The sequence below is a fragment of the Peribacillus sp. BM1 genome, assembly GCF_056679975.1.
Map to the genome: position 1 here is coordinate 1,576,267 of NZ_CM155259.1, position 25,500 is coordinate 1,601,766.

A 25,500-nucleotide genomic window follows, 5' to 3' on the forward strand; every position below is an offset into this window, starting at 1 on the left:
AAAAAACGCTGGGTTTTAATGACGATTTGCTACTATTATTCATACCCATAAAAAATTTTTGGTATTAAGTCTGATCTTTCGTGAAAAGAATTTGATAAACATCCAAAAAAGCTAGCTTTGTTAAGCTAGCTTTTTAAGTTCATGGCGTTCTTCAATACGTATTTCAATTTTTTCTAATGCTTTTTTATCGTTAAGTAATTCTTGTTTATTCTCTTGCAATAATTCTTTAAATGATTTTTTGATGAGTCTCATAAACACGATACTCCTTTCTAATCTATTTTTGATTCTGAGAAGTAGGAAAAGGAATAACTAAGTTATTAAAGTAGTCTATCTAAATAATACAACAATTCTGATAATTTAATTGGGGAAATTTCGACAATTCTGTGTCCTTTGAGATCAGAAACCATTTCCCAAGCTTGGTATAATAGACATATCCCTTGGTATGTAAGGGTCTTTGTGTTATTAAAAAGGGTTCAGACCCTATTTCCCGAAGGTCTGTTTTTGCATGTGGTGCATATTGAATCGCGATGGCAGCAACGAGCATGCAAAATACGTCTATTCCTTGAATGAAAGACAAATGCTCCCCGAAAATTAGCGCAGCACCTATGGAAAAATAGCATTCGCCGCAATCAAAGGTGACGTGAGACTTGCAGGACCTTTTTCAAACGCCTTGGACATTTGGATATTGCCATTTATTTGCATTCGAAATCCCAATAGCTGAACCAAGAATCAATGAAAGCCAATGCGGATGAAACTGACCGTTTAGAAGTCCGACACTCGCTGTCATGATAAAGGCTACTAAGTAAAAGGAAAACTGAACATGAATTTTTGAAATGCCTTTTCTGTTACTAATCTTAAACACCGTGTTATTAATCCCAAAGCATAAACTCGGGAGAATGGCCAATAATACCCACATTGATAGAGCCCGCTTCCTAAAATGAATGTATGAAAACTTTCATAATTATAAGATGATTTAGCGCCTAAATAAATTTTATGAGAGAAATGGGTGTCCTCTATAAAAGTACAATTGTACACATGAAAAGAATTTCTCTTGCTTATTTATTCGTTTAGCGTAATAATAAGATAATATTAACTGATAATTCTTTTTATAGGGGTTGTATGATTTGAAAGTTGTGAAATTTGGTGGTTCTTCACTTGCATCGGGTGAACAATTAAAAAAAGTATTTGATATCGTGATCTCGGACTCGGAACGGAAAATTGTTGTCGTATCGGCTCCAGGGAAACGAAATTTTGAAGATATAAAAGTGACGGATTTATTAATTGCTTGTGCAGAGGCTCAGCTAGCTGGCGATGATGCCATGGATTTATTAGAGATGGTTATGGGCCGATATGCTGAAATAGCTAAAGAATTAGAGCTGGAAGAACAGGTGATTGCGGAAATTCGTGAACACTTCATCGGTCTACTTCATGGTAATCAAAGCAAGCCAACAAGATATATTGACGCACTTAAAGCGAGTGGGGAAGATAATAATGCGAAGCTGGTTTCCGCTTATTTTCGTAAACAGGGGATCGAGGCCCATTACATTAATCCACAATCAGCAGGACTCATCGTCACGGACGAAGAAGGCTATACGCAAGTCCTCCCAGAATCGTATGAACAGCTTTCAAAGCTTCGTGATCAATCAGGCATTCTTGTCTTTCCAGGCTTCTTTGGCTATAACGACGCTGGCGAAGTTGTAACTTTTTCTAGAAGTGGCTCAGATATTACGGGTTCAATTCTTGCCAATGGAACGAAAGCGGATTTGTATGAGAATTTCACGGATGTGGATGCTGTTTATTCAGTTAACCCTTCTGTCGTTGAGAATCCGAAGCCAATCAAGGAACTTACATATCGTGAAATGCGCGAGTTATCTTACGCAGGATTCTCCGTTTTCCATGATGAAGCGCTCTTCCCGGCTTTTCGTGCAGGAATTCCCGTACAAATAAAAAATACGAATAATCCATCTGCACCTGGGACAAAAGTTGTCAATACTCGTGAAAATGAGAATGGCCCTGTTGTTGGGATTGCTAGTGACAAAGGGTTCTGTAGCATTTATGTAAGAAAATACTTAATGAACCGTGAAATCGGGTTTGGACGCAAATTGCTACAAATTTTAGAAGATTTTCATGTTTCTTATGAACATATTCCATCAGGAATTGATGATACGACGATTATTTTAAGAGAGCACCGATTGAACAAGGAAATCGAGACTAATATTGTGGAGAGAATCATGAATGAACTTCATGCCGATGAAGTAAAAGTGGAGCATGATCTTGCTTTGCTTATGGTTGTCGGTGAAGGAATGAAGCATAATGTAGGTACGACAGCTCGGGCTTCGAAGGCTCTTGCTAATGCAAAAGTTAACATTGAAATGATTAACCAAGGCTCTTCGGAAGTAAGCATGATGTTTGGCATCAAAGCGCGAGATGAAGAAAAAGCCGTTCGTGCGTTATATCAGGAGTTTTTTACAAATGTAGCGGTGAATGTATAACAAGAAGGGCAGACACAGTTGATGTGTTTGCCTTTTTATTTTTGAAATTTCCTTATCATGAATTGATAGGGTGTTTCTTAGGCCATCCACATTGATAAAGTGGCAGCACCTATTAGTTATTTCCAATATACTCAAGTGAGTAAATATGTGTTTTCGTTAGATCAATGACTTCTTGGATGAATTCCTCTTGGGATTCTTTGAAGCCATTTTGGATCCAATTGTGAAGGAGTCCATAAAAGCCATAGGCTGTATAACGTTTAAAATAATCCATATTGACTGGGATATTGTTGATTGTTTCGAAAATAAATTGTTCCTTATAGATTTTTAAGATCGATTGAGGGAACCTTGTATGTAATCCTGGTAACGTGTCATCGTAGTTAATCAGTTCAAAAAAATCACGATTTTTATAGATATATGAAACGATATTAAAAGATGGTGCATTTAGCTTGACTGTATAAACCTTGTGACCAGGTACATACGGTTTGCCTACTGAAGCTTCTAGCCCTTGAAGCATGGATACAAGTAAATCTTCAGCTAATTCAATTTTATCTGGGTAATGGATATAAAAGGTACTTCGATTATAAGTGGCATAATCGACAATGTTTTTTACAGTAACGGAATGGTAACCCTTCTCTTTTATGAGTTCAATTAATGATTGCTTTAAATGCGCTTTTGTTCGAATTTGTCGCCCGGATGTCGTGTTTTTTTCGTTAGTCATGAAAAAACCTCCCTCAGAATAGACAGATTTATCATAAGTGTCTAACTAGTAGACACTTAATGATATCTTAATGATTGTTAAATGTGAACAAGATAGTAAAATTAGTTTGTAAACAAAATAGTACAGATATTAGAGTTATCTAGTACTTTTCTCTAGAGTGTGGTAAAGAATTTTAATACTAGGAGGATTTGGGATGGCAAAATTACAAGACAAAGTAGCTGTAATTACCGGTGGAGCATCTGGTATTGGAGCAGAAACAGCACGTTTATTCGTTTCAGAAGGAGCCAAAGTGGTTCTTGTTGATTTAAATGAGGAAAAAGGGAAATCTTTTGAGTCAGAGTTGAAAGCGTTTAATGCTGAAGCTCTTTTTATAAAAGCAAATATTACGAGCGAAGAAGAAGTTGCAAATATCTTTAAACAAACCGTTGAAACGTTCGGTAAAGTGGATGTTGTCTTCAACAATGCGGGTATCGGTCGTGTTCATCCTTCACATGATTTAGAGTACTCAGAATGGCGCAAAACGGTAAATGTTGATTTAGACGGTGTCTTCTTAGTAGCACGTGAATCCATTCGTGAAATGTTAAAAACAGGTGGCGGTACGATTGTTAATACGGCATCTATGTACGGTTGGGTTGGGTCACCCGGTTCAGCAGCCTATAACGCAGCAAAAGGTGGCGTGATTAACTTAACTCGTTCACTTGCACTTGAATATGCAGAACAAAATATTCGTATTAACGCATTATGCCCTGGTTTTATTGATACACCAATTATACCGGAAGAAAGCAAGCAAGCTTTAGCGGCAGTCACACCGATGAAACGTCTTGGAAAAGGAGAAGAAATGGCAAAAGCAGTATTATTCATGGCTTCTGATGATTCTTCATTCATGACTGGAAATACCTTAACGGTTGATGGTGGATATACGGCGCAATAAACATTCACGGGGACGAATCTTGCTTCAAGTTTAAAACAGTGAATGGTTCTTCGTGACCTAGCTTTATGGGATTACTTGTACCACCTGGGGACTAAGTAGGAAAAGGTGACTTTCACCTTTATATATCCTTAATAAGAGATATGTTTTAAAAAATAATTCAAGGGGATATCTAAGTAAACGTTATTTATCGTTTCCTATGATGATAAGATCTTCCCCTTAGACCTAGAAACAAAAATAAAGGAGGAAATTTCAAATGAGCAATCGTTTTGATGGGAAAGTCATAGTAATTACAGGTGCAGGATCTGGTTTAGGACAAGCCTCTGCCTTACAAGTAGCAAAAGAAGGAGCTAAACTTACACTCGTTGATTTAAATGCTGCTTCATTAGAAGAAACAAAAAGTAAAGTGCTAGAAGTTGCACCAAACGCAGAAGTGTTGCTACTCACTGCGAATGTGGCAGATGAAAAAGCAGTTGAAAATTATGTAAATAAAACAGTTGAGAAATTTGGGAAAATCGATGGTTTCTTCAACAACGCAGGGATCGAAGGCAAACAAAACCTAACAGAAGATTTTGGCAATGATGAATTCCAAAAAGTAGTCAATGTCAACTTAAATGGTGTGTTTTACGGTATGAAGCACGTACTGAAAGTTATGAGAGAACAAGGCTTTGGCTCTATTGTAAATACTGCTTCTGTTGGCGGTATTCGTGGGGTAGGAAACCAATCTGGTTATGCAGCTAGTAAACACGGTGTGGTCGGTTTAACAAGAAACTCTGGAATTGAATACGGACAATACGGAATCAGCATCAAAGCCATTGCACCAGGCGCAATCATGACACCAATGGTCGAAGGTTCATTAAAACAAATGGATCCAGATAACTGGGAAGAAGTGGGGAAACAATTTGTTGAGCCAAACCCAATGAAACGTTTCGGTAAACCAGAAGAAGTGGGGTATTTGGTGGCATTCCTACTATCTGATCAAGCCAACTTCATCAACGCAACCGTTATTCCAATCGATGGTGGACAATCTTATAAATATTGAGAAGTTTTATCTGCTTCACCTACTCTAACCATCAATTTCTATCCCACTCGAAAAACTGATATGTCACGGTTTTCAATAAATGCTTTATTATAATTTACGAACTATCCAAAGTGTAGTTATACAAAACAGAGAAGCACGGGAACCGCCCCGTGCTTTGTCTGATTGCTACATCAGAATAGATCGTTGAACAGCAACCAATGCTCATTAATCTTCTTGTGATCTCCACATGTCTGATTGCGGATGTATATTGGCCACTAGAAATCGAACCAATTTTTATGCAGAAAAATGGCTGAATTTCTACCGTAAACATGAGCGATGAGAGGAATTGAGGAAATCGCGAATGGGTGGTACTTTCTTTGCTATTTTAGACAATGTGGGTATCTTACTGCTATTTGGGTGTGTTTTTTTGCTGCTTGGAATAAGGAAAATAAAATTTTCTTAAAAAAGAAAAAGGATGCATCAAGGGAAAATTTTTACCGAGAGTCATCCTTTTCTACTTAATTCATCACCCATCTATCTTTCATGAACATAATTCTTCCGATGATGAAGAAAAGAATCATGCAAATCAGGTTGCTGCCGACTGTAAGCAAAATATGTTCATAATTAATGATGCCGAAGATTAATTCCTTTAGCAGGCTGAATATGTTTAGGATTGGAATGGCAAAGTGCTGGTATGAAAGTTCATTGATCCCGATCGTTGAAGTAAATAAAGTTGGGAAGATTGCAACCATTAGGATTGGTGTGCTGTAGCTTTGTGATTCCTTGACAGTTTTTCCGATAATGCTTGTCACCATAAGAAGGGATGCAATAAACATGGCATAGATGATTGAGACTAGGATAGCTAGACTGATGATTAGGTAGGCATTATCACCAAATGAAACGGCCTTATTCAGGTTTTCAGTTAAAAAGGTGATTTCTAATGCTACAACGACTAACGTGATGATTCCAGTTAGGGCACCAATGGTTGAGATTGTTAACCATTTTGAGAGAAGCAAGGTGGAACGTTTGGCTGGTGTCATTAATAGAGCTTCCATCGTTTTCTTTTCTTTTTCACCAGCGAATAGATCGGAAGCTGCTGGACCTGCACCTATGCCAATTGCAAGAGCTAACATCATTGGAATTAACATCGCAATTAAATTAATATTAGGGTTTTCTTCGGACATTTCTTTTTGATGAATCGTAAATGGCTCGATTAATGCTGAATCTATCTCTTGAGTCTGCAATCGTTCTGAAATAATGGACATTTCATAAGTGGATAGAGCATTTGTAACGATGTTCATTAGATTGGATGAGTTTTGGCTGAAAGAATCACCGATCAGTGTTACCGAGGCTTCTTTATCGTTTTCAATATTTCTGATAAAACCAGGCGTTAATATTAAGGCAGCTTGTGCGTCACCTTCCTGCAAGGCTTTTTCGGGATTTGAAGATTTCACAAGTTCAATATTCTTATGGGCCGCAAAAATATTCGCTTCATCTGTACCAAATGAGGTATCAACAGCAAGTGTGTACGTATCATCGCCACCATCGGAGATTAATTTTTCGTAAAATAGTGTTAAACCAGTCATCATGATAATTGGCAGAAGGACAGTCAGCAATAAAGTCCTTCGATCTCGGAAGCAATCCTTGATTTCTTTTAGATAGATATTAAGAAGCATAGTTTCCATTCCCCCTTACAAGTTTGCTCATGAAAATATAGTTTAAATCGCGGCTACCTTCAGATTTGTAAAGTTCCTCTAAATCGCCGTGATAGACAAGTTCTCCTTTATGCATCATCGCCACTGTGTCGCAAAGCATAGAAACCTCTTCCATGATATGACTTGAGAAAATAATCGTCTTTCCATCGCGCTTTAGCTGATGGACGAGCTGGCGGAAGACATTGGATGATGTAATATCGAGACCCGTTGTCGGTTCGTCAAACAGGATAATATCAGGATTGTGAATCAGCGTCCTTGCGATGGCCACCTTTTGGCGCATCCCCTTGGAAAAAACGCCTACTTTCCTATTTAGATAGTCTTTCATCCCAAACATTTTTGCCAAGTCGTCGATACGTACCTTTGTTTCATGCTTGCTTAATCCGTATAACATGGCAAAATACTCTAAGTTTTCACGGGCGGTAAGACGATCGTATAGCCCAGTTTCGCCACCGAACAATACCCCAATCCTTTTTTTGATCTCATCTGCATGTTTCAATGTGTTGAATCCCGCTACTGATACTTGCCCATCTGTTGGCGTAAGCAGAGTTGCGATCGTTCGTAGCAAGGTTGTTTTTCCAGCACCGTTCTCACCGAGTAAACCGACGACCTGGCCTTTTTTTACAGAAAAAGAAACATGCTTTAATGCGGTAATGTATACTTTTTTATCTTGGAATTTTTTTGTTACTTCATGAATTTCAATCATTTTCATTCCTCCTGACTCGTTCGTTTTCTTGTTCTTATCATACAAAGAATCATAGAAGGAATCTGCACTTATGTCGCGAATATTCCGTTTATTGTCATAAAAAGGTCATTTTTCCCTATTGAGATGCTAAAATAGAAGAAGCAACAGGCAAATGAGGGTGATTGTATGAAGATTGGTCTTGTAGATGATCGAATGATTGATTTAGATAAATTACTTGCCATTGTGCAAGGAATTTCAGATGTTGAGGTTGTGTTCTCAACTCTTTCGGCGGAAGAAGCGTATGATCAGATCAAGAAGGAATCGATTGATTTATTGATTGCGGATATTGAGATGCCGAATTTATCTGGCTATGAGCTGGCGGATATTATTCATTCGCATGCATTAGACATTTCGGTCATTTTCGTTACAGGTACGAGCGGATATGCGGTGCATGCTTTTGAATTGAATGTACACGACTATATTATGAAGCCTTACTCGAAGGACAGATTAATCCAATCGATTGAGCGGTTAATGGAGAAATCTAAATCGGCCGAGATTGCGGGTAGGCTGTACTTAAAGCAAAAAAACGATATACATATTATTCAAAAGAAGGATATTGTTTTTATCGAGAGATCAGGGCGATCGACGACGATTCATACGAAGTCAGGACCGATAAAAACGTATCAAACTCTTAATGAATTAGAAGGTGAATTACGAGAGCGTGATTTCCTGCGCTCCCATCGATCATTCATCATAAATATTCACTATGTGAAAAACTTCTCGCTCTATGCAAAAAATTCCTATATCGTCACCTTCGAAGGAATGGAAGAACAGGCGATGATTACGAAGGAAAAGGTCGACTTTTTACAAAATCATTATTTTTAAAGGGTGAAGGGGACTTGAAGCCATTTCTGATGTATTGGGGCTTCATCGCGATGCTTGGGATTGTTCATGTGCATGCGCTTTTGAAGCTTTCCTCTTGGGGGATTCCAATTTATATTACTTGTTTACTCGTGATAGCCATCATGTTTTTCTTCTCTAAAAAGACGTTCATTCAAGTATCAAGTTTAGGAATACGTTTCAATGGGTTGTTACTAGTTGTGCAGCTTTTGTTGCTGTCTATGTATGTAGTCAATGAGCCTTCGTTCATGTATCTTGTTCCGTTTTTATTATTTGTCGCTATTGAAATAGTCAGGCAAAACTGCGCATGGAAGGTTTCAACATTGTTAGAAGAAGTAAAGCAATTTGAAGAAGAACGTGCTCACTTTAATGAAACGTTTCGCGTGGTTCGCAGTGAACGACATGATTTCCTGAAGCATGTTTCAGCGATTCACTTTATGCTGGAGAATGAACAGAATGGAGACGCTAAGGCTTATTTAGATGATTTAGTCGATGGATATAAAGAAACGAATCTATCGATTAAAGGCGAGAAAGGGATGGTCGCGGGAATACTACATCAAATGTATCGACGGGCACAGGATGCTGGGATTTCAGTCGTCTATGATTTGGATTTGCCGTTATCAACATTGCCGCTGTCAGATAAAGAGATCGTTACACTGATAGGCAATCTTTTATCCAATAGTATCGATGCGTGCGAGGAATGGCAAAGTGAGCATAAGAAACAAGCTTTGCTTAGTTTGCAATTGTATAAAAGAAGTGGATTATATATATTAATTTGCAAGAATCATAGCAAGCCGATTCCCACGTCCATTTTAGATTCATTGTTTGAAACGTATGGAAAAACTACAAAAACGGGTGAGCATGAAGGGCTCGGGACTAAAGTGATTCATGATGTTATTAAGGAACATCATGGCTTCTTGGACTTTGTATATAAAGAAGACGAGTTTACGGTGAAAATTAAAATCCCGGCAATCCGTTAATAACGAAGGGTCAGACCCCACATCTATTATAGATTGTTTATTATGTAGTGTAATTGACACAATAAACGATATATATAGTGTGGGGTCTGACCCTTTTAAAATAATTATAAAACAGTGAAAATTTCTTCAATAGATTTGCGCTCACGCGGATTTGGAATCATATCTGGATAACCGACATGAATACTACCAACGATTTTTTCTCCTGGCTGCACGCCTGCAGCTTCACGGAATTGCGTAGCAAAAATCGTGGCATAAGTCGCCCAAAATGTTCCTAGTCCTTGTTCCCATGCCAATAATGTGAAATTATGAATTACGCAATTTATAGCTGCCAAATCTTCTTCACGAGTAACAGGGTTAGGATCTTCCTTCATGACAGCAAGAAGAATGGAGGGAGGAGTACTGACTTTATTAAACTCACGTTGACCCGCAGCTTCCTTTTTCGCAGGATCTTTTTCCTTAGTCATGGCTGCATCACGAGCAGCTTCAGCTAACGCGATCAGGCTGTCTCCTTGAACAAAGATGAAGCGCCAAGGCTGCGTCATCTTGTGGTTCGGCGCCCAAACAGCCGTCTCTAGCAGCTCTTGAATCAAGTCAACAGAAACCGGTGTATCCTTATAGCGTTTCACTGTACGTCTCTCTTTAATAATCGTCGATAAGCTCATTTTTAATAGACTCCTTCATCTGAATGTGATTGAAGAACTGTGTGTAAACGGATTACATAGCATAACTGTTAATATGTATGTTACTCGTAGTATATAAAGAATTCAGTAAATATTCAAAAGAAAATGCTGATCCCATATATGCTTAAAAGTAGGGGGTAAAAACATCTGGAATAAAGAGGGGGCAATATTCTAGTTATTTTTAAGTAATAAGCATGAACACACATATGGGAATCAGCAACTCATCTATAGTGGCTACTAATAAGTAGGCTCACCATTTAAGCAATCTATTATGCTAAGAGCATAATTTTTCGAGATTAAGAAGTCAATAATGATATTGAAAATCATTATCAATTAAATCTTCTCTTATTTTATTAAATATGTCAAGGGAATAATAGAAAAATTATTCGGTTGTTTAAGAGAAGGATGATAAAACATAATTCAGACTATTTAAAAATATTGAAAGTAATTGTATGATAAAAGAATCGATCTTTCGTTTTACTAAATAGTTCCTTAAATGAAAGCTTGCATGATGCGAGACAGGCCAGTGTCACACCAAGGCCGGGAACAGGAACAGATTAGTCAAAGTTCATTGTTCACAGAACTTACGCTTGTTTACTTTGAAATAGAAATTTTGCGGAAGGAAATCATGGTGAAATGTATGAAGATATTTTCGTATTTAAAGCCTTATCGAATGATGGCGGCGCTCGCTCTTTTCCTTATGCTGGCTGAATTAGGTGTGGAGTTGCTACAACCGCTGTTAATGGCAAAAATAATTGATGAAGGCATTATGCAGGAGAATCTTTACGTTGTCATCAAATGGGGAAGTGTAATGGTGGGAATTTCTATCCTTTCCTTTATTGGTGGAATCATTAATTCGTTTGCTGCGTCACATGTGAGCCAAAGTTTTGGCTATGACATTCGAAGTCATTTATTCAAGAAAGTACAAGCGTTTTCATTCACCAACTTAACGAAATATCCAACATCCTCATTGATTACTAGGATGACGAATGACGTTACAGTTTTGCAGAATACTGTGTTTATGGCGATGAGGATCATGCTCCGTGCGCCGTTACTTATCATTCTCGGTACAGTAATGGCTTTGCTTGTTAACTGGAAATTGGCGTTAGTCCTCTTAATTTCCATTCCTGTGCTCATCTTTTTCTTAGCCTGGGTAATGAAGCGGGCATCGGTGATGTTTCGATTTGTTCAAGAAAAGTTGGATAACGTAAATGGAGTCATGCAGGAGAATTTAATGGGAATGCGCCTCATTAAAGCTTTCTTACGTAAAGAACATGAAGCAAGTCGGTTTAATGAGGCAAATGATGCTTTACAAAAGAAAACAGCATCTTCACTACGATTCATTGAAGTGTCAACACCGATTCTGTTACTTGTCATGAATGTGGGACTTATTATCATTCTGTGGCTTGGGCAAAAGAAAATTGCTACTGGTACTGTTCAAGTTGGGGAAGTGGTTGCTATTGTCAACTATGCGACAAGAATCACATCTTCGTTATCTGTCTTATCCTGGTTAATTATGTCCATTTCTCGTGCTCAAGCATCCGCGAGTCGAATTAACGATGTATTGGACACAACAGTTGATTTACTTGACACAAAAGAAGAAAGCAGAGGAAATGAGATTCATAGCGGGGAAATTACATTCAAAGATGTTTCATTCCGATATCCAACAGCGGATACGGATGCTTTACGGAATATTACCTTTACGGCAAAAGCAGGCGAAACGATTGCAATTATGGGGGCTACTGGTTCAGGAAAAACATCGCTATTTCAATTGATTCCGCGGCTATTTGATGTCGACCAAGGAGAAATTACAATCGATGGTGAAGATATTACGACCATGAAGCTAGACATATTGCGGAAAAAAATGGGCTTTGTCCCACAGGAGGCACTGCTCTTTTCAGGTTCGATTCAAGAGAATATCGCATGGGGAAAAGATGATGCGAGTATGGCGGAAATCATTACGGCGGCCAAAGATGCGCAAATTCATGAAACGGTTTCTGCGCTTACGAATCAATATGACACGCCACTTGGTCAAAAAGGGGTCAATCTTTCCGGAGGGCAAAAGCAGCGATTAGCTATTGCCCGTGCGTTAGTTAGAAAGCCAAGAATACTGCTACTAGATGATAGTACAAGTGCGCTGGATTTAAAAACAGAAGCTAAGCTGTTGAATGCATTAAAAACCTATACATGTACGACATTGATCATAACGCAAAAGGTGAGTACCGCTAAGGAAGCCAATCAAATTTTATTGCTTGAAGAAGGGGAACTGATTGCAAAAGGCCCGCATGAACAGCTTGTGGCGAGTCATTCATTATATCAGCAGATTGTGCTGTCTCAAATGGGAAAGGAGGGACTGACCGTTGAAAAGAGTACCTCTCACTCATCATAATGATAAGAAATCAAAAGTGAAAATGAAAAATTGGATGGGTACCGTTAAACGAATTTGGAGCTATCTGGAAACGAATAAAACGATGCTGTTTCTCGTGTTATTCATGGTTGTGGTTAGCTCAGGGTTAGGGCTACTTGGTCCGTATTTAGTAGGCGTCTCCGTTGACGAATTTGTTGTAATGAAAAAGTCTAACGGATTAACGATGATGCTTATAGGCTTATTTATCGTCTACGTGTTTTACTCACTATCGACTTGGCTACAAAACTACTGGATGATCGGCATCGCTCAAGATTCAGTTTATCAGATGAGACAACAGCTTTTTGAGCACTTGCATAAACTGCCGATTCCATTTTTCGACCACCGTAAGCATGGTGAACTAATGAGTCGAGTAACCAATGATATTGAAAATGTCAGTTCGACTTTGAACAGCTCGGTCATTCAAATTTTTTCAAGTGTCCTGACGTTAAGTGGGACGGTAGCAGTTATGCTTTGGCTTAGTCCGTTATTAACCTTGTTAACGCTCATCATCGTACCCATCATGTTTTACGGAATGAGATGGATTACAGGACGGACAGGGAAATTATTTAAAGAACAACAGCGAAATCTGGGCTCTTTAAATGGATTTATTGAGGAAACGATTTCTGGACAACGAATCGTGAAAACTTTTTCGCAAGAAGATAAAGTGATTGAGGACTTTATTGAACGCAGTAAAAAATTGAAGCAGTCAGGTTATTTGGCTCAAGCCTATTCTGGGTTTATCCCGAAACTAATGAATATGCTCAATAACCTCAGCTTTGCCATTGTTGCTGGATTTGGCGGGTATCTGGCATTAAAAGGGGAAATTTCAATTGGAACCATCGTGATTTTTACCGAGTATTCCAGGCAATTTACTCGGCCGTTAAATGATTTAGCTAACCAATTTAATACATTGTTATCTGCTGTTGCAGGGGCTGAACGTGTATTTGAAATTTTAGATGAAGAGATTGAAGAACGGGATGAAAAGGATGCGGAAGAGTTGAGCGTTGTAGAAGGACACGTTGCCTTTCAGTCTGTTTCTTTTTCCTATGAAAAGTCAGGGAATACTATACATGATGTAAGTTTCGGCGTATCTCCAGGAGAAACGATTGCACTTGTAGGTCCGACTGGGGCAGGAAAAACAACCCTTATTAATTTGCTATCTCGTTTTTATGAACCAGACAGCGGCAGTATTCTTGTCGACGGTCATGATATTCAACACATAAAGCGGTCGAGTTTACGCCGGCATATGGGCTTTGTTTTGCAAGATTCGTTCCTATTCCAAGGAACGATCATAGAAAATATCCGTTATGGCAGACTGGATGCAACCGAAGAAGAAGTACTGAACGCTGCTAAACAGGCAAATGCTCACTCGTTTATTATGAAGCTCCCGAATCAGTATGAAACACAGCTGATGCAAGACGGAGGCGGAATCAGTCAAGGACAAAGGCAGCTCCTTTCCATTGCTCGAGCGATTTTGGCTGATCCGATCATTTTAATCTTAGATGAAGCAACTAGCAGTATTGATACGATTACTGAAGTGAAGATCCAAGAAGCCCTGCAACGATTAATGAAAGGAAGAACTAGTTTCGTCATTGCACATCGATTGAATACGATTCAAAAAGCAAACCAAATCCTTGTACTAAAAGACGGTGCAATTATTGAAAAAGGATCACATAGCTCATTGCTTCGGGGAAAAGGATTTTACTATGGACTCTACAACCGACAATTGGAAGACACGGCAAATTAATTTGACAAGATGACTTAAACGGGAGAAATCCCTAGATGAGTCATCTTTTTTATACGTATTCCATGCGTTAAACTCAAATATAAAACGTACATGTTAAGAAAATGAACCGTTTATTTATGGGGGGGTGGGTATTGATGTATAAGCACGATCAGTTGACTGAAAGGATGTTTTTGGTAGAGAGAATCTAGTTTAGAATACACAATCTCATTTGTGGTTCTTATTATTCGGGGAATAGTAAGAAAGAATGCGAAAAAGGAAAGGAGAGAGTTTAAATGAAACAATATGATGTGGCTATTATTGGATTCGGTAAAGGTGGGAAAACACTGGCATCCTTTCTTGGTAAACGCGGGAGGAAAATTGCGGTAGTTGAAAAATCGAAGAAAATGTATGGAGGGACATGCATTAATTTGGCTTGTATTCCGACCAAATATTTGATTCATGAAGCGAAAAAATTACAAGTTCATAAAAATCAAGAGTGGGACGAAAAAGCAAAGGCATATGCTTCTGTGATGGTAAGTAAGAAGGAATTTATCGATAAATTGCGTCTTGGCAACTATAAAAAAGTGAATAAACCGGAAGTGGCAGAAGTGATTGATGGATTTGCTTCATTTGTTGATGAACATACTCTTTCTGTCGAACAAGAAAATGGAATGATTCAAATAAAAGCGGAGACGATTATTATTAATACAGGTGCAACGCCAGTTCTTCCTGATATTGTTGGCATTAAGAATAACCCGGTTGTATATACGAGCGATACACTTCTTAATGAAGAAAGATTGCCACAAACTTTATCCATTATTGGCGGTGGATATATCAGCTTGGAATTTGCTTCAATGTATGCAGATTTTGGCTCAAAAGTCCGCATCTTTGATCGAGGGGACACATTCCTGCCGAAAGAGGATGAAAATGTCGCTAAAGCTGTTCGAGAGACATTGGAAAAGAAGGGGATCGAAATCTATCTACAAGCACAAAGTAAAAAAGTAGAAGGAGATCAACTAATTATCGAGTTTACGAAGGAAGACTCTGAAAAAATTTTTCAATCTGACGCTATATTACTGGCAACAGGTCGAAAGCCAAACATCGATGGTTTACAGTTGGAAAAAGCAGGCGTTAAAACGGGTAAGCGAAAAGAGATTGTTGTCGATAATCAGTTGCGAACATCTACACCCCATATTTTTGCGATCGGTGATGTGAAGGGCGGACCGCAATTTACGTATGTTTCCTTAGATGATTACCGAATCGTAGCGGATCAATTAACTGGAGGAAAAGAATATAACCAAGAGAAAAGAGGATATCTACCCTATTCGGTATTTATTGACCCTCCTCTATCCAGAATTGGTTTGACTGAAAAAGAAGCAACAGAGAAAAATCTGAACTTCGATCTGTTTACTTTGGCAGCGGCTGATATTCCAAGGGCGAAATTAATAGGTGAAACTGAAGGGATGTTACGAGTAATTGTTGAGAAAGATTCAGATAAAATTTTAGGTGCAGCTCTTTTTTGTGCAGAATCGTATGAAATCATAAATTTAATTAAATACAATATGGATACGAGAGATACTTATTATACTTTAAAAAATCAAATCTATACCCATCCATCGATGACTGAAAGCCTTAATTACCTGTTTGATGAACTTGTATAGTTCTTCATCCCCCACTGATTGAAGTTTCACTTTTACTACAGACTTTTCCGAACGAGAAAGCCGACTTCTTCAGAGGTGGGATGATAGTGAGGTCGAAACAGGCATGTCTTTAGACGAGCGCACTGAAAAAGTAACTCATTTTGAAAGTAGCGAAGATTTTTATCGATATACAGACAATAGAAGAAGCTAACAACCTATATATAGTAGGTCGTTAGCTTTTTTTCTCTTTAAAAGGACTTTTTCAGTGGCCTCCTTTAGCTGTGGGAGTGGTCAAACTCATCTTTTGCAACAAACTTCTACTTGCCTGTATAGAATAGGGCTTCTCGGGATGTACCGACTTACGATTCAATGGTTTCATAGGATCTTTTCGTAGAACCAACCTATCCATCATCTAAATTTGCGAACAATTTTATGATCATTTTTTATTCTAAATTAACTTCCGACTGATTGAAGTTTCACTTTATTTGACCTTGTCTCATCCTCTATGATATTATTTGATTGATTAATCAAATAAATAATTAAACGATTAATTAATATTTGTTAGAAGTATTTATTTTGATTCCTGATCTTGTGAACAAAAGTGAGGAGATATTCTTTGAAGGAAAATAATCGAATTGTAGAGGGAAATCAGTCATTTATAGCAGAAGCAAGACGTGAGCAAATCATTAAGGCAGCGATTAAAACGCTCGATGAAATAGGCTATGTGAAGACAAGTTTGTCGAAAATTGCAAAAATGGCTGGTATTAGTACAGCGTTAATTTCTTATCATTTTTCTGATAAAAGTGATTTAATGAATCAACTTCTCATGAAGCTGATTGAAAGTTCTTCGACTTATATACTTACTCGAGTACAAATGGAAAGCACTCCTCGAGAGAAATTGCATGTGTTTATCGAATCTAGTTTGGCTTATCAAGGCACTCACCCTAGTCATAATGCAGCTTTATTAGAAATTATTTTCAATGCAAGAACACCAGAAAATATTCCGTATTATAAATTAAATGATGAGGAAGAAGATGATGTCATTTTGCATGAACTTCGAGAAATCTTACGTGAGGGCCAAGAAAAAGGAGAATTTGGTGCGTTTAATATCCATGTCATGGCGAATATGATTCAAGGAGCAATTGGAGAATACATGATGGTTCATCCAAACCATACTCAAAAAGTAGATTTAGAAACATATAGTAATGAATTAATTAAAATTATACAAAAAGCGACTGGATGAGGGAAGTTATTAAATAAATAATAAAGGGGAATTCGATGATTTTTTTAGAGAAACTATTTAATTGGATGTTAGTAATCGGACTTGTCTTATTAGTAGGACGTATTATAACGGCTGTGTTTTTATTTCTGGATGTTCCCTTTACAACCTTTTTTAAAGACACGAATATCATTTCATTTATCATTTTAATAGTTGGTGCAATCGGTTCGCAAATGATGAAAGGGAATAAAAAATAAAGTGGAACTTCAATCAGTGGGAGGTTAAACCGGGATAAACCTTTTGTACATCAGATACACGTGTCAATCGTTTCTTACCATTAAATCGGCATCCATTCTTTTGTGGAAAAAAGCTTTCTTGGAGAATTATAGAATAAATTATTATGAAAATGGTAAAACTATATCATAATGATGCCTAATAAGTGTAAGAGAGGAAATATTAGATGAAGAAAAGAATTTGGTTCAATCGCTGGTTTTCGACAGCGTATCATTTTATTGAAGCGATAAAAAATAATCCTGATGGAATGGAGTTCGAGATTTTCGGGACGCATTCTAATCCAAATACGGTGTATTTTCACGTGTGTGATCATTCAGAAACGGAGCCTGAAATAGATGGTGAAGCGTATATCCAATATTGTGTTGATTTTTGTAAAAAGAATCAGATTGATGTATTCATACCCTATCAGCACGCATTGGAAATTTCGAAGCAGCTCAAACGATTCGATGAAGTAGGGACGAGCGTCTTAGTGATCCATGATTATTCGTTAATGGAGACAATATCGGATAAAGGAAAGCTCTATGAATCTTTCGAGAAAAATGGATTAGCGAAATTTATACCGGACTATCATATTGTAACAAACGCTGAGCAATTTGTAAAAGCATACCATCAATTACATAGCAGTGGGAAAACGGTCTGCGTCAAACCGGTTGACGGTAGGGGCGGAGAAGGATTCAGAGTAATTAAAGATGAAGAGGACGGGTTGAAAGATTTATTTGGTAATATATCACATAAAATTTCGTTTACTGAAGCATATAAAATTTTGTCAACAGAACCTTCTTTTCAATCATTAATGGTATTGGAATATTTGGCTGATTTTGAATATAGCATTGATTGCCTGGCTTATGGAGGAGAACTTCTTGCAGCGGTACCCCGTAAGAAAGCGGGGGGAAGGATTCGCGAGCTTGAGGAAGTACCTGAGCTACTCCAATTAGCCCAGTCGATTCATGATATTTACAACATTCCGTACGTGTATAATGTGCAAGTAAAATATAATCAAGGCGTACCGAAGCTTTTAGAAATTAATCCGCGCATGTCAGGTGGTTTACACATTTCAACGCTTTCAGGGGTAAACTTCCCTTATCTTGCCGTGAAATTGTTATTAACAGGTGAGGCACAAGTAGACAAGCCAGTCTTCGATATAAGAGCTACCCATATTGAGAATGCCGTTATTTTGGCAGATGGGCAGATGGAAAAAGCTATTTAATTCTATATAAAGAAAAGGGTGTCCCAAAAGGAAAGGCCAGAACCTTTCGGGATACCCTCTTCATGTTTTTTCAAAATGGAGTCATTAAATATGATCCACTTTGTTTATTTCTTCATTTTGTGTGATATCCAAATCGCAAGCTGTAAAGTGATGGCATCTTTGAAGTGTTTAGGATTATATCCGGTTTCCTCTTCAATTTTCTTCAATCGATAAATCAAGGTGTTTCTATGGATAAATAGTTCATCCGCGGTTTGTTGGATGTTAAAGTTATTTTTAAAAAAACTTTCAAGAGTGTCGGCATATTTTATGAGTGTTTTCGTCATGACTCTTTGGCAAAACCTTTCAGATTCATATCGATTCAGTTGATGAATTAAAACTTTGAGCTCAATGTCAGCAAAAGAGATAATCTCTTCAGAAGGATCACTGATTGCAAGTGCTAGATCACAATCTTGATAGGATTGACTAAACCTATTTAGGGAATCAAACGGAATACTGAATGCTAGGCGAAATGTTAGCTGCCGTTTTTTTAATGCATGATAAATTTCCCGAATTCTTTGATTAACCATCATTTCTGTTTGGTTGGAAAAAGCCAAAAAGATTCGATTCGTGTTAATAAAACCAACGATTCCGCTTTTCTCACCTAGTATTTTTTCTATCTTTTCAACAATAGTATGATTCGTAATCGTACCTTCAGCCATTTGAATGACAAGGGAATTGTATGGAGGATGCAAGGTAATGCCAAGTAAATTAAGACCACGACGAATCTGATCAAAGGAGGGATGAATTTTCAATAATTCTTCAATGACCATTTCTTTTGTCCGTGTCTTCCATTCCATCTGGGAAGCCATATAATCAGCCTTTATCATTAACTCTGTTGTCATCTTTACTAATTCTCCTAAATCAGCCATTTCATCTGGATTACCTGTAATGCCGATGACGCCAACAATCTTGTCATGAAAAACAATAGGAAGGTTGATACCAGGGTGAGAACCTTTCCAAGAGACACTTTGATTAGAGGATATTATTAGTGTCTGTCCGGTTTTTAAAACGTGAAGTGCTCCTTCGTGAATATCATCGATTCTCTCAACATCACGGGAAGCGATGATAATACCAGAATCATTCATAATATTAATATTCCGGTTAAGTCGTATCGAAGTCTCCTTAACAATTGTATGAGCAATACTCCTTGTTAACATAATTCCTCCCCGTTTTAGTTACTGTGAACAAAATATTCGGAAAATTAACCTCGTATTTTATACGTTAAACATGAAGCTTTTAATAGTCAAGTTCAGTTATAATTTAATTAGAAAATGAAAGCGTTTTCCTGAGAGGAGGAGGATTATGAAAATCGTTATAGCACCAGATTCATTTAAAGGTAGTTTAAGTGCAGTAGAAGCAGCCAACTCTATCAAAAGAGGCATTAAAAAGGCATTTCCTGCTGCAGAAACTGTCTTGCTGCCTATAGCTGATGGTGGTGAAGGGACGATGGAGACATTGGTTGTAGCTACAGGCGGTAGAAGAAAGCATGTATCCGTTACTGGACCATTCGGAGAAGCGGTGGAAGCTGAATATGGCGTATTAGGTGATGGAGAAACATGTGTCATTGAAATGGCGTCTGCATCAGGACTTGCACACATCACCTCTGACAAGCTTAATCCAAGACTTGCAACTACTTATGGAACTGGAGAATTAATTAAGCAAGCTTTAGATGATGGGTTTCAATCTTTCATTTTAGCAATAGGCGGCTCTGCTACGAATGATGGAGGGGCTGGGATGTTACAGGCTCTAGGGATGAAGCTTTTAGATGAAGAAGGGAAGGAGATTTCCTTTGGTGGAGCTGAATTAGCCCGGGTACACTCAATCGATATGAGTGGATTTGATAAAAGAATTAAAGATAGGAAATTTCTAATAGCTTCCGATGTACAGAATCCATTCATTGGACCAGATGGGGCTTCTTCTGTTTTTGGCCCACAGAAGGGAGCGACTTTAGAAGATGTAAAAATGTTGGATCAATGTTTAGCCCATTTTGCAAATGAAGTGGAAAAAGTCACAGGAATCCATCTTCATGACCGACCAGGTGCTGGGGCAGCCGGAGGCCTTGGCGGAGCTTTTCAAGCGTTCTTTCCTGCTGAGATGAGGCGAGGGATCGACATTGTGATTGAATATACGAAATTACAGCAAGCGCTTATCGGGGCGGATCTTGTGATTACTGGAGAGGGTCAGGTTGACTTTCAGACAGCATCTGGAAAAACGCCAATGGGAGTGGCACAAGCCGCTAAATCACTAGGGATCCCCTCTATCATTCTGGCAGGATCTATTGGGCCTGGCATTGAAACTTTATATCCATTTGGAGTAGTGAGTGTGAACAGTATTATTAATCAGCCGATGATGCTGAGTGAAGCAATGGAACGTGCAAGTGAATTATTAGAACATTGTTCAGAGCAAGTTATTCGTTCATTTTTTTATAATCAACTAAATGGATAAAGGGTGGGTTGGCATATGAAAATAAAAAAAACGATAGAAAAAGTTCCGGGTGGGTTAATGGTTGTTCCTCTTTTGTTTGGGGCGCTACTAAACACGATTGATCAAATGCATATCCCTTTTGTCATGAATTTCTTAAAAAAGCTTGGAGTCGCCGAAACACCAGAGGGATTTTATGAATTTTTACGAATCGGTGGGTTTTCGGAAGCTTTATTTAAAAATGGTTCACTCGTATTAATTGCACTCTTTCTCTTCTGTGCCGGAAGCCAGATGAATTTGAAAGTGGGAGGGCAGGCGCTTAAGAAAGGTGTCTTGCTCACATCTTCAAAATATTTAACCGGTCTTTCAATAGGACTACTATTTGGCATCTTTTTCGATCCAATGAATGGGATTCTTGGATTGTCTACCTTGGCTATTATTGCCGCTATGACAAATGGAAACGGTGGAATGTATGTAGCCTTAACGGGTCAGTATGGAAACCGTTCGGATGTTGGCGCGGTGTCGGTCCTATCTTTAAACGATGGTCCGTTTCTCACTCTAATGTCTCTAGGTTTATTAGGTTCCAGTTTTCCAGTTATTGCATTTATCGCTGTTTTACTGCCAATCGGTTTAGGGATGTTACTTGGGAATTTAGATCCTGAAATCCGAGCCTTTTTAAAACCGGGTGAAATCCTGCCTGTTCCTTTCTTCGCCTTTGCTTTAGGGGCGGGGATGAACCTTGCTAATTTTTTCAACCCTTCCGTTGTCGCTGCAGGCCTCACAATCGGTATTTTAACAACTGTGCTTACTGCTGCGACTGGCATTCTAGTATTCAAGTTATTCAAAGAAAAAAGTTATATTGGTCCTGTTGCTGAAGCATCGACAGCAGGAAATGCCGCAGCTACCCCGGCAGCGATAGCAGCTGCATCTGCGGTTGCAGCAAGTTCTGGCATGATGAGTAATGCGGAGGCTGCTGGCTATGCGAGTATCGTAAACGTTGCTACCGCGCAAATCTCAATTGCTACTTTAACAACGGCTATTTTATGTCCAATCGCTGTTATTTTAGTAGATAAATATCAAAAGAAACGTGGGATCGATGGTACGATTGAAGAGGTAGGCCTAAATAATGACATCAACAAAGCGACTCAATCATCTATCCATTAAGAGGATGTTTAAAAGCGGCTGACTTAGAAATCTTGAACTGTATATAAAATAGATGTGGGGTTGCTCTAACACCCTCTTGTCTTTTACTTAAAGACCTTCTTCTTTTGAATGTTTACTTTGAAACTCTTATTTTTACAGGGAAAGGAAATGGATATGAAAACAAATTTATTGTACGGAAAAGATGGATTGTTACTTGAGTTGCCTGATGATGTATTCATGGTTGAGCCAAACCATCTACTAGGAAATGAGGAAGAAAAAGAGGCGGTTACACATGCTCTTAGACATCCAATAGGTGCTCACTCCCTTAAGAAGACCGTTAAAGCGACGGATACTGTCGCAATCGTTATCAGTGATATTACAAGACCTACACCTAATCATAAACTAGTTCCTTGGTTGATTGAGGAATTGAACCATGTACCACTAGAGAATTTTGTCATAATAAACGGCACGGGCACTCACCGGGACCAGACAAGGGAAGAGTTTGTTTCGATGCTTGGCGAATGGGTCGTAGACAATATTCGTATCATTAACAACAATTGTCATGATAAAGAAACGCTAGTTAATTTGGGGCAGAGCAAGTTTGGTTGTGATGTTTATTTAAATAAAGAGTATGTCGAAGCTGATTTTCGGATTGTAACAGGCTTTATTGAACCCCATTTTTTTGCTGGTTTTTCTGGGGGACCAAAGGGTATTATGCCAGGGATTGCTGGGATAGAGACAATTATGACATTTCATAATGCAAGAATGATCGGGGACCCCCAAGCTACATGGGGGAACATGGAGAACAACCCTGTTCAAGACATGACGCGTGAAATAAATCAACTGTGCAAACCAGACTTCATGTTGAACGTCACTTTAAATAAAGACAAAGAAATAACTGGTGTATTTGCCGGTGAATTGTACGAAGCACATGACAAAGGGTGTGCGTTTGTTAAGGAACATGCGATGATCCAGTGTGCCGAGCGATTTGATGTAGTCATTACATCAAATTCAGGCTACCCTCTTGATCAGAATCTTTACCAAGCGGTGAAGGGGATGAGCGCCGCGCATAAAATCGTAAAAAAAGGAGGTACAATTATTATTGCTTCCGAATGTTCGGATGGGCTTCCGAGCCACGGTAACTATTCGAAGATTTTTGACATGGCGAAAAGCCCTCAAGAGATATTAGATTTGATAAACAGTCCTAATTTTAAGATGTTTGATCAATGGCAAGTTCAAAAACAGGCGGTCATACAAGTGTGGGCGGATGTATACGTTTATTCCAAACTTACGGATGAGCAGGTGAACGGTGCCATGCTAAAAAGCTTACATAATATTGAACAAACGTTAGAGGAATTAAAACAGATTTATGGTGATGATATGTCAGTAGCTGTTTTGCCAATGGGTCCACTCACGATTCCTTATGTAGAAGAGTAAAGTGAGACAAGGGGAGGAATAAAGTACACATAGTAAGGGGGATGTCCTATAACATCCCCCGTAATTACTACATATAGTTTATAAGAAAGCGTAATAAGGAGAGATTTGTTTTATTAGTAATTTCGATCTAAGGCGACAAAAGTGGCTCCGGCCCGCAAATCTCAATTCTCGCTCGAAAAGTGTTGGTCCCGGCGCGCGAACCCACCGATCTGGCACGCAAATTTGAAAATCGGCACGCAAACTTGAATTCCAGCGCGCAATGGTTGAAAAGGTGGGGGAAGCACGCATCAAGTCTGGTGTTTCTGCTTAAACTTGCTTGCCCCATCTTCTTATTACACTTAATTAATTACATGCGTCCTTTTCGCTTCTTTCAACCACGACGGAAATTCATTGAGTAATTTATGATACAAATCATCATCACTTTCATTTTCGATATCAACAATTTGAAAAAAGTTTGCGTTGTCGATGAAGCGGCCTTCTAAATCGTCGAGTTTTCTGAGGACTTCAAAGTTTCCGTTGCCAATTCCGACAAATTGCCAGAATAAGGGCTGATTGGATGATTCAATCAATACTTTTGGAACATTATCTTGTTTGCGACTTGCTTTTTTAACGCCACCGTCATTGATGAAAATTAAATAGGTTGGTAGTTTACTTTTTTCTTCAACTAAATATCTTTGTAATACGTCTCTCATAACCGGTGGCTCATTGTTGGCACCAAATTTTTTTACGTGTGGATTAGAAAGGATTTTGCGGTCGATATAATTGGAGAAATCATTCTCGGTAATCGAAGGCATCCTTGTAAATTCATTGTCATAAATCCACACATCTAAAACGCCGTCATCATCGAAGCGGGTTGCTAATGCAAGGAGCCTTTCAATGACGTTTTGAACGGTGCCGTTTTGATAAAGCCTGCGCATCGAACCTGATATATCAAGGACCACGCCTACTCGGGCAATGCCTTTTTGTAATGCCTTTTTCTCCAACACGATATCGACTTTTTTCTTGAGCAGGTCAAAACTAGTGAGTTTTAACGGCTCGGCTATTTGAACGGGCTCAGGATCAGGAGTCTCATCGGTTTCTACATGGTAAAGATCCAAGAATTCCTGAAGCCCGGCATTATATCCTCTGCCAACTGGATTAAAACGCCAGTCACCCTCTTTTTTGTATAATTGACCAAGTTCAAAGGCTGTTTCGTCATAAAACTGATTTTCAGTAAAGGAAAATAAGGTGTCGTTTGTGTCAAAGTCCCCAATGGTCATGTTGATGGAACGAAAATGCTGGAAACTTTGATCTTTTTCAACAGCATCATGTATGGTTACGACGAATAGGATTTCATGAATGTCGTCTTTTATGTAGGGAAGATGAATGGTAATTTGTTGTTCGGCATTGTTTGGCATTTGATTGGCCATGATCAGAGACTTGTCCGGAGATTCTTGCTGGTTATAAAAGATAAAATACTCTTCAAGCGGAATTTTCCGCTGATCATTCAACATAAATACGGATACGTCTACATCATATAGGTTACGATTCAAAGGCGTGGAAAGATCCCAAGCTACGGTGATACGCCATTTTTTCGTGAGAGGGTATTGTTTACTCAAATTCAATCTCTGACCTTTAACTAAAGTAAGCATAAGAACACATCCTTCAATATTTCTTTTTTCATTGTACCTGAAATAGTTATTTGTTTGATACAAATATATCCAAAAATCAACAACTTCAATGAAACCTTTTGCTGGCAAATACGTTATAATAGATATAGGAGTTTTTCAGTAATATTTGACAGCCTAGACCCTTAAAGCCTTGTCATCCGAATTGGCAGGCATGCGTAGGTTGAACAAAGAGCTTAGCGCT

The 25,500-nt window shown here is 38.5% G+C and carries 22 protein-coding genes and 1 pseudogene; 14 read left to right on the forward strand and 9 right to left on the reverse strand.

What is annotated here, in order from left to right:
• Positions 1-120: 120 nt before the first annotated feature.
• A complete protein-coding gene (locus AC1MGI_RS07640; RefSeq protein ID WP_082675147.1) occupies positions 121-252 on the reverse strand; it encodes an FbpB family small basic protein in 132 nt (43 codons plus the stop codon).
• A 409-nt stretch (positions 253-661) separates the two neighbouring features.
• On the reverse strand, positions 662-916 hold the full coding sequence (locus tag AC1MGI_RS07645; protein WP_480349173.1) for a hypothetical protein: 255 nt from the start codon (positions 914-916) through the stop codon (positions 662-664).
• A gap of 208 nt (positions 917-1,124) precedes the next feature.
• Between AC1MGI_RS07645 and AC1MGI_RS07650 the strand changes: the two genes are divergently transcribed.
• Positions 1,125-2,492: an aspartate kinase gene (locus AC1MGI_RS07650; RefSeq protein ID WP_480349174.1), complete on the forward strand. Its 1,368-nt coding sequence runs from the start codon at positions 1,125-1,127 to the stop codon at positions 2,490-2,492.
• Positions 2,493-2,604: 112 nt separating this feature from the next.
• On the opposite strand, the gene AC1MGI_RS07655 is transcribed toward AC1MGI_RS07650, so the two are convergent.
• A complete protein-coding gene (locus AC1MGI_RS07655) occupies positions 2,605-3,210 on the reverse strand; it encodes a TetR/AcrR family transcriptional regulator (protein ID WP_480349176.1) in 606 nt (201 codons plus the stop codon).
• 193 nt (positions 3,211-3,403) lie between these two features.
• Between AC1MGI_RS07655 and AC1MGI_RS07660 the strand changes: the two genes are divergently transcribed.
• On the forward strand, positions 3,404-4,141 hold the full coding sequence (locus AC1MGI_RS07660; protein WP_480349177.1) for an SDR family NAD(P)-dependent oxidoreductase: 738 nt from the start codon (positions 3,404-3,406) through the stop codon (positions 4,139-4,141).
• Between the two features lie 253 nt (positions 4,142-4,394).
• Positions 4,395-5,180, forward strand: coding sequence for an SDR family oxidoreductase (locus AC1MGI_RS07665; protein ID WP_480349178.1), 786 nt, complete (start codon positions 4,395-4,397; stop codon positions 5,178-5,180).
• 497 nt (positions 5,181-5,677) lie between these two features.
• Here the strand turns inward: AC1MGI_RS07665 and AC1MGI_RS07670 are convergent, their stop codons facing one another.
• Together AC1MGI_RS07670 and AC1MGI_RS07675 are read right to left on the reverse strand one after the other, a co-directional pair.
• On the reverse strand, positions 5,678-6,835 hold the full coding sequence (locus AC1MGI_RS07670; RefSeq protein WP_480349179.1) for an ABC transporter permease: 1,158 nt from the start codon (positions 6,833-6,835) through the stop codon (positions 5,678-5,680).
• Positions 6,825-7,577 (reverse strand): ABC transporter ATP-binding protein, encoded by a 753-nt coding sequence (locus AC1MGI_RS07675; protein ID WP_400626630.1) that lies wholly within the window; start codon positions 7,575-7,577, stop codon positions 6,825-6,827. The genes AC1MGI_RS07670 and AC1MGI_RS07675 overlap by 11 nt, the downstream gene beginning before the upstream one ends.
• A gap of 165 nt (positions 7,578-7,742) precedes the next feature.
• Between AC1MGI_RS07675 and AC1MGI_RS07680 the strand changes: the two genes are divergently transcribed.
• Positions 7,743-8,441, forward strand: coding sequence for a LytR/AlgR family response regulator transcription factor (locus AC1MGI_RS07680; RefSeq protein WP_480349180.1), 699 nt, complete (start codon positions 7,743-7,745; stop codon positions 8,439-8,441).
• 14 nt (positions 8,442-8,455) lie between these two features.
• A complete protein-coding gene (locus tag AC1MGI_RS07685; RefSeq protein ID WP_480349181.1) occupies positions 8,456-9,436 on the forward strand; it encodes a sensor histidine kinase in 981 nt (326 codons plus the stop codon).
• A gap of 104 nt (positions 9,437-9,540) precedes the next feature.
• On the opposite strand, the gene AC1MGI_RS07690 is transcribed toward AC1MGI_RS07685, so the two are convergent.
• On the reverse strand, positions 9,541-10,098 hold the full coding sequence (locus AC1MGI_RS07690; protein ID WP_480349182.1) for a nitroreductase family protein: 558 nt from the start codon (positions 10,096-10,098) through the stop codon (positions 9,541-9,543).
• Between the two features lie 658 nt (positions 10,099-10,756).
• On the opposite strand from AC1MGI_RS07690, the gene AC1MGI_RS07695 reads away from it, so the two are divergent.
• The 6 genes from AC1MGI_RS07695 to AC1MGI_RS07720 all read left to right on the forward strand — a co-directional run bounded on the left by AC1MGI_RS07695 (position 10,757) and on the right by AC1MGI_RS07720 (position 18,609).
• Complete coding sequence (locus AC1MGI_RS07695) at positions 10,757-12,505, forward strand: ABC transporter ATP-binding protein (protein ID WP_480349729.1); 1,749 nt, start codon at positions 10,757-10,759, stop codon at positions 12,503-12,505.
• A 22-nt stretch (positions 12,506-12,527) separates the two neighbouring features.
• Positions 12,528-14,270, forward strand: a complete 1,743-nt coding sequence (locus tag AC1MGI_RS07700; RefSeq protein ID WP_480349730.1) for an ABC transporter ATP-binding protein — start codon at positions 12,528-12,530, stop codon at positions 14,268-14,270.
• A 272-nt stretch (positions 14,271-14,542) separates the two neighbouring features.
• Positions 14,543-15,910, forward strand: coding sequence for an FAD-dependent oxidoreductase (locus AC1MGI_RS07705; RefSeq protein WP_480349183.1), 1,368 nt, complete (start codon positions 14,543-14,545; stop codon positions 15,908-15,910).
• 595 nt (positions 15,911-16,505) lie between these two features.
• A complete protein-coding gene (locus AC1MGI_RS07710) occupies positions 16,506-17,132 on the forward strand; it encodes a TetR/AcrR family transcriptional regulator (protein ID WP_480349184.1) in 627 nt (208 codons plus the stop codon).
• Positions 17,133-17,167: 35 nt separating this feature from the next.
• Entirely contained in the window at positions 17,168-17,365 is a 198-nt protein-coding gene (locus AC1MGI_RS07715) for a hypothetical protein (RefSeq protein WP_480349185.1), read from the forward strand.
• A gap of 203 nt (positions 17,366-17,568) precedes the next feature.
• Entirely contained in the window at positions 17,569-18,609 is a 1,041-nt protein-coding gene (locus tag AC1MGI_RS07720) for an ATP-grasp domain-containing protein (RefSeq protein ID WP_480349186.1), read from the forward strand.
• Positions 18,610-18,713: 104 nt separating this feature from the next.
• On the opposite strand, the gene AC1MGI_RS07725 is transcribed toward AC1MGI_RS07720, so the two are convergent.
• The gene (locus AC1MGI_RS07725) at positions 18,714-19,805 is read right to left on the reverse strand and encodes a CdaR family transcriptional regulator (protein ID WP_480349187.1); all 1,092 of its coding nucleotides are present in this window, start codon (positions 19,803-19,805) and stop codon (positions 18,714-18,716) included.
• Between the two features lie 145 nt (positions 19,806-19,950).
• Between AC1MGI_RS07725 and AC1MGI_RS07730 the strand changes: the two genes are divergently transcribed.
• From AC1MGI_RS07730 to larA, 3 genes are all read left to right on the forward strand, one after another.
• On the forward strand, positions 19,951-21,093 hold the full coding sequence (locus AC1MGI_RS07730) for a glycerate kinase (protein WP_480349188.1): 1,143 nt from the start codon (positions 19,951-19,953) through the stop codon (positions 21,091-21,093).
• 15 nt (positions 21,094-21,108) lie between these two features.
• Entirely contained in the window at positions 21,109-22,233 is a 1,125-nt protein-coding gene (locus AC1MGI_RS07735; protein WP_480349189.1) for a 2-keto-3-deoxygluconate permease, read from the forward strand.
• 153 nt (positions 22,234-22,386) lie between these two features.
• The gene (gene larA, locus AC1MGI_RS07740) at positions 22,387-23,649 is read left to right on the forward strand and encodes a nickel-dependent lactate racemase (RefSeq protein WP_480349190.1); all 1,263 of its coding nucleotides are present in this window, start codon (positions 22,387-22,389) and stop codon (positions 23,647-23,649) included.
• A 338-nt stretch (positions 23,650-23,987) separates the two neighbouring features.
• Here the strand turns inward: larA and AC1MGI_RS07745 are convergent, their stop codons facing one another.
• Both AC1MGI_RS07745 and AC1MGI_RS07750 read right to left on the reverse strand, forming a co-directional pair.
• Positions 23,988-24,692, reverse strand: coding sequence for a vWA domain-containing protein (locus tag AC1MGI_RS07745; protein ID WP_480349731.1), 705 nt, complete (start codon positions 24,690-24,692; stop codon positions 23,988-23,990).
• A 102-nt stretch (positions 24,693-24,794) separates the two neighbouring features.
• Positions 24,795-25,280 (reverse strand): annotated as a pseudogene (locus AC1MGI_RS07750) (TerD family protein); the annotation flags it as partial.
• Positions 25,281-25,500 lie beyond the last annotated feature (220 nt).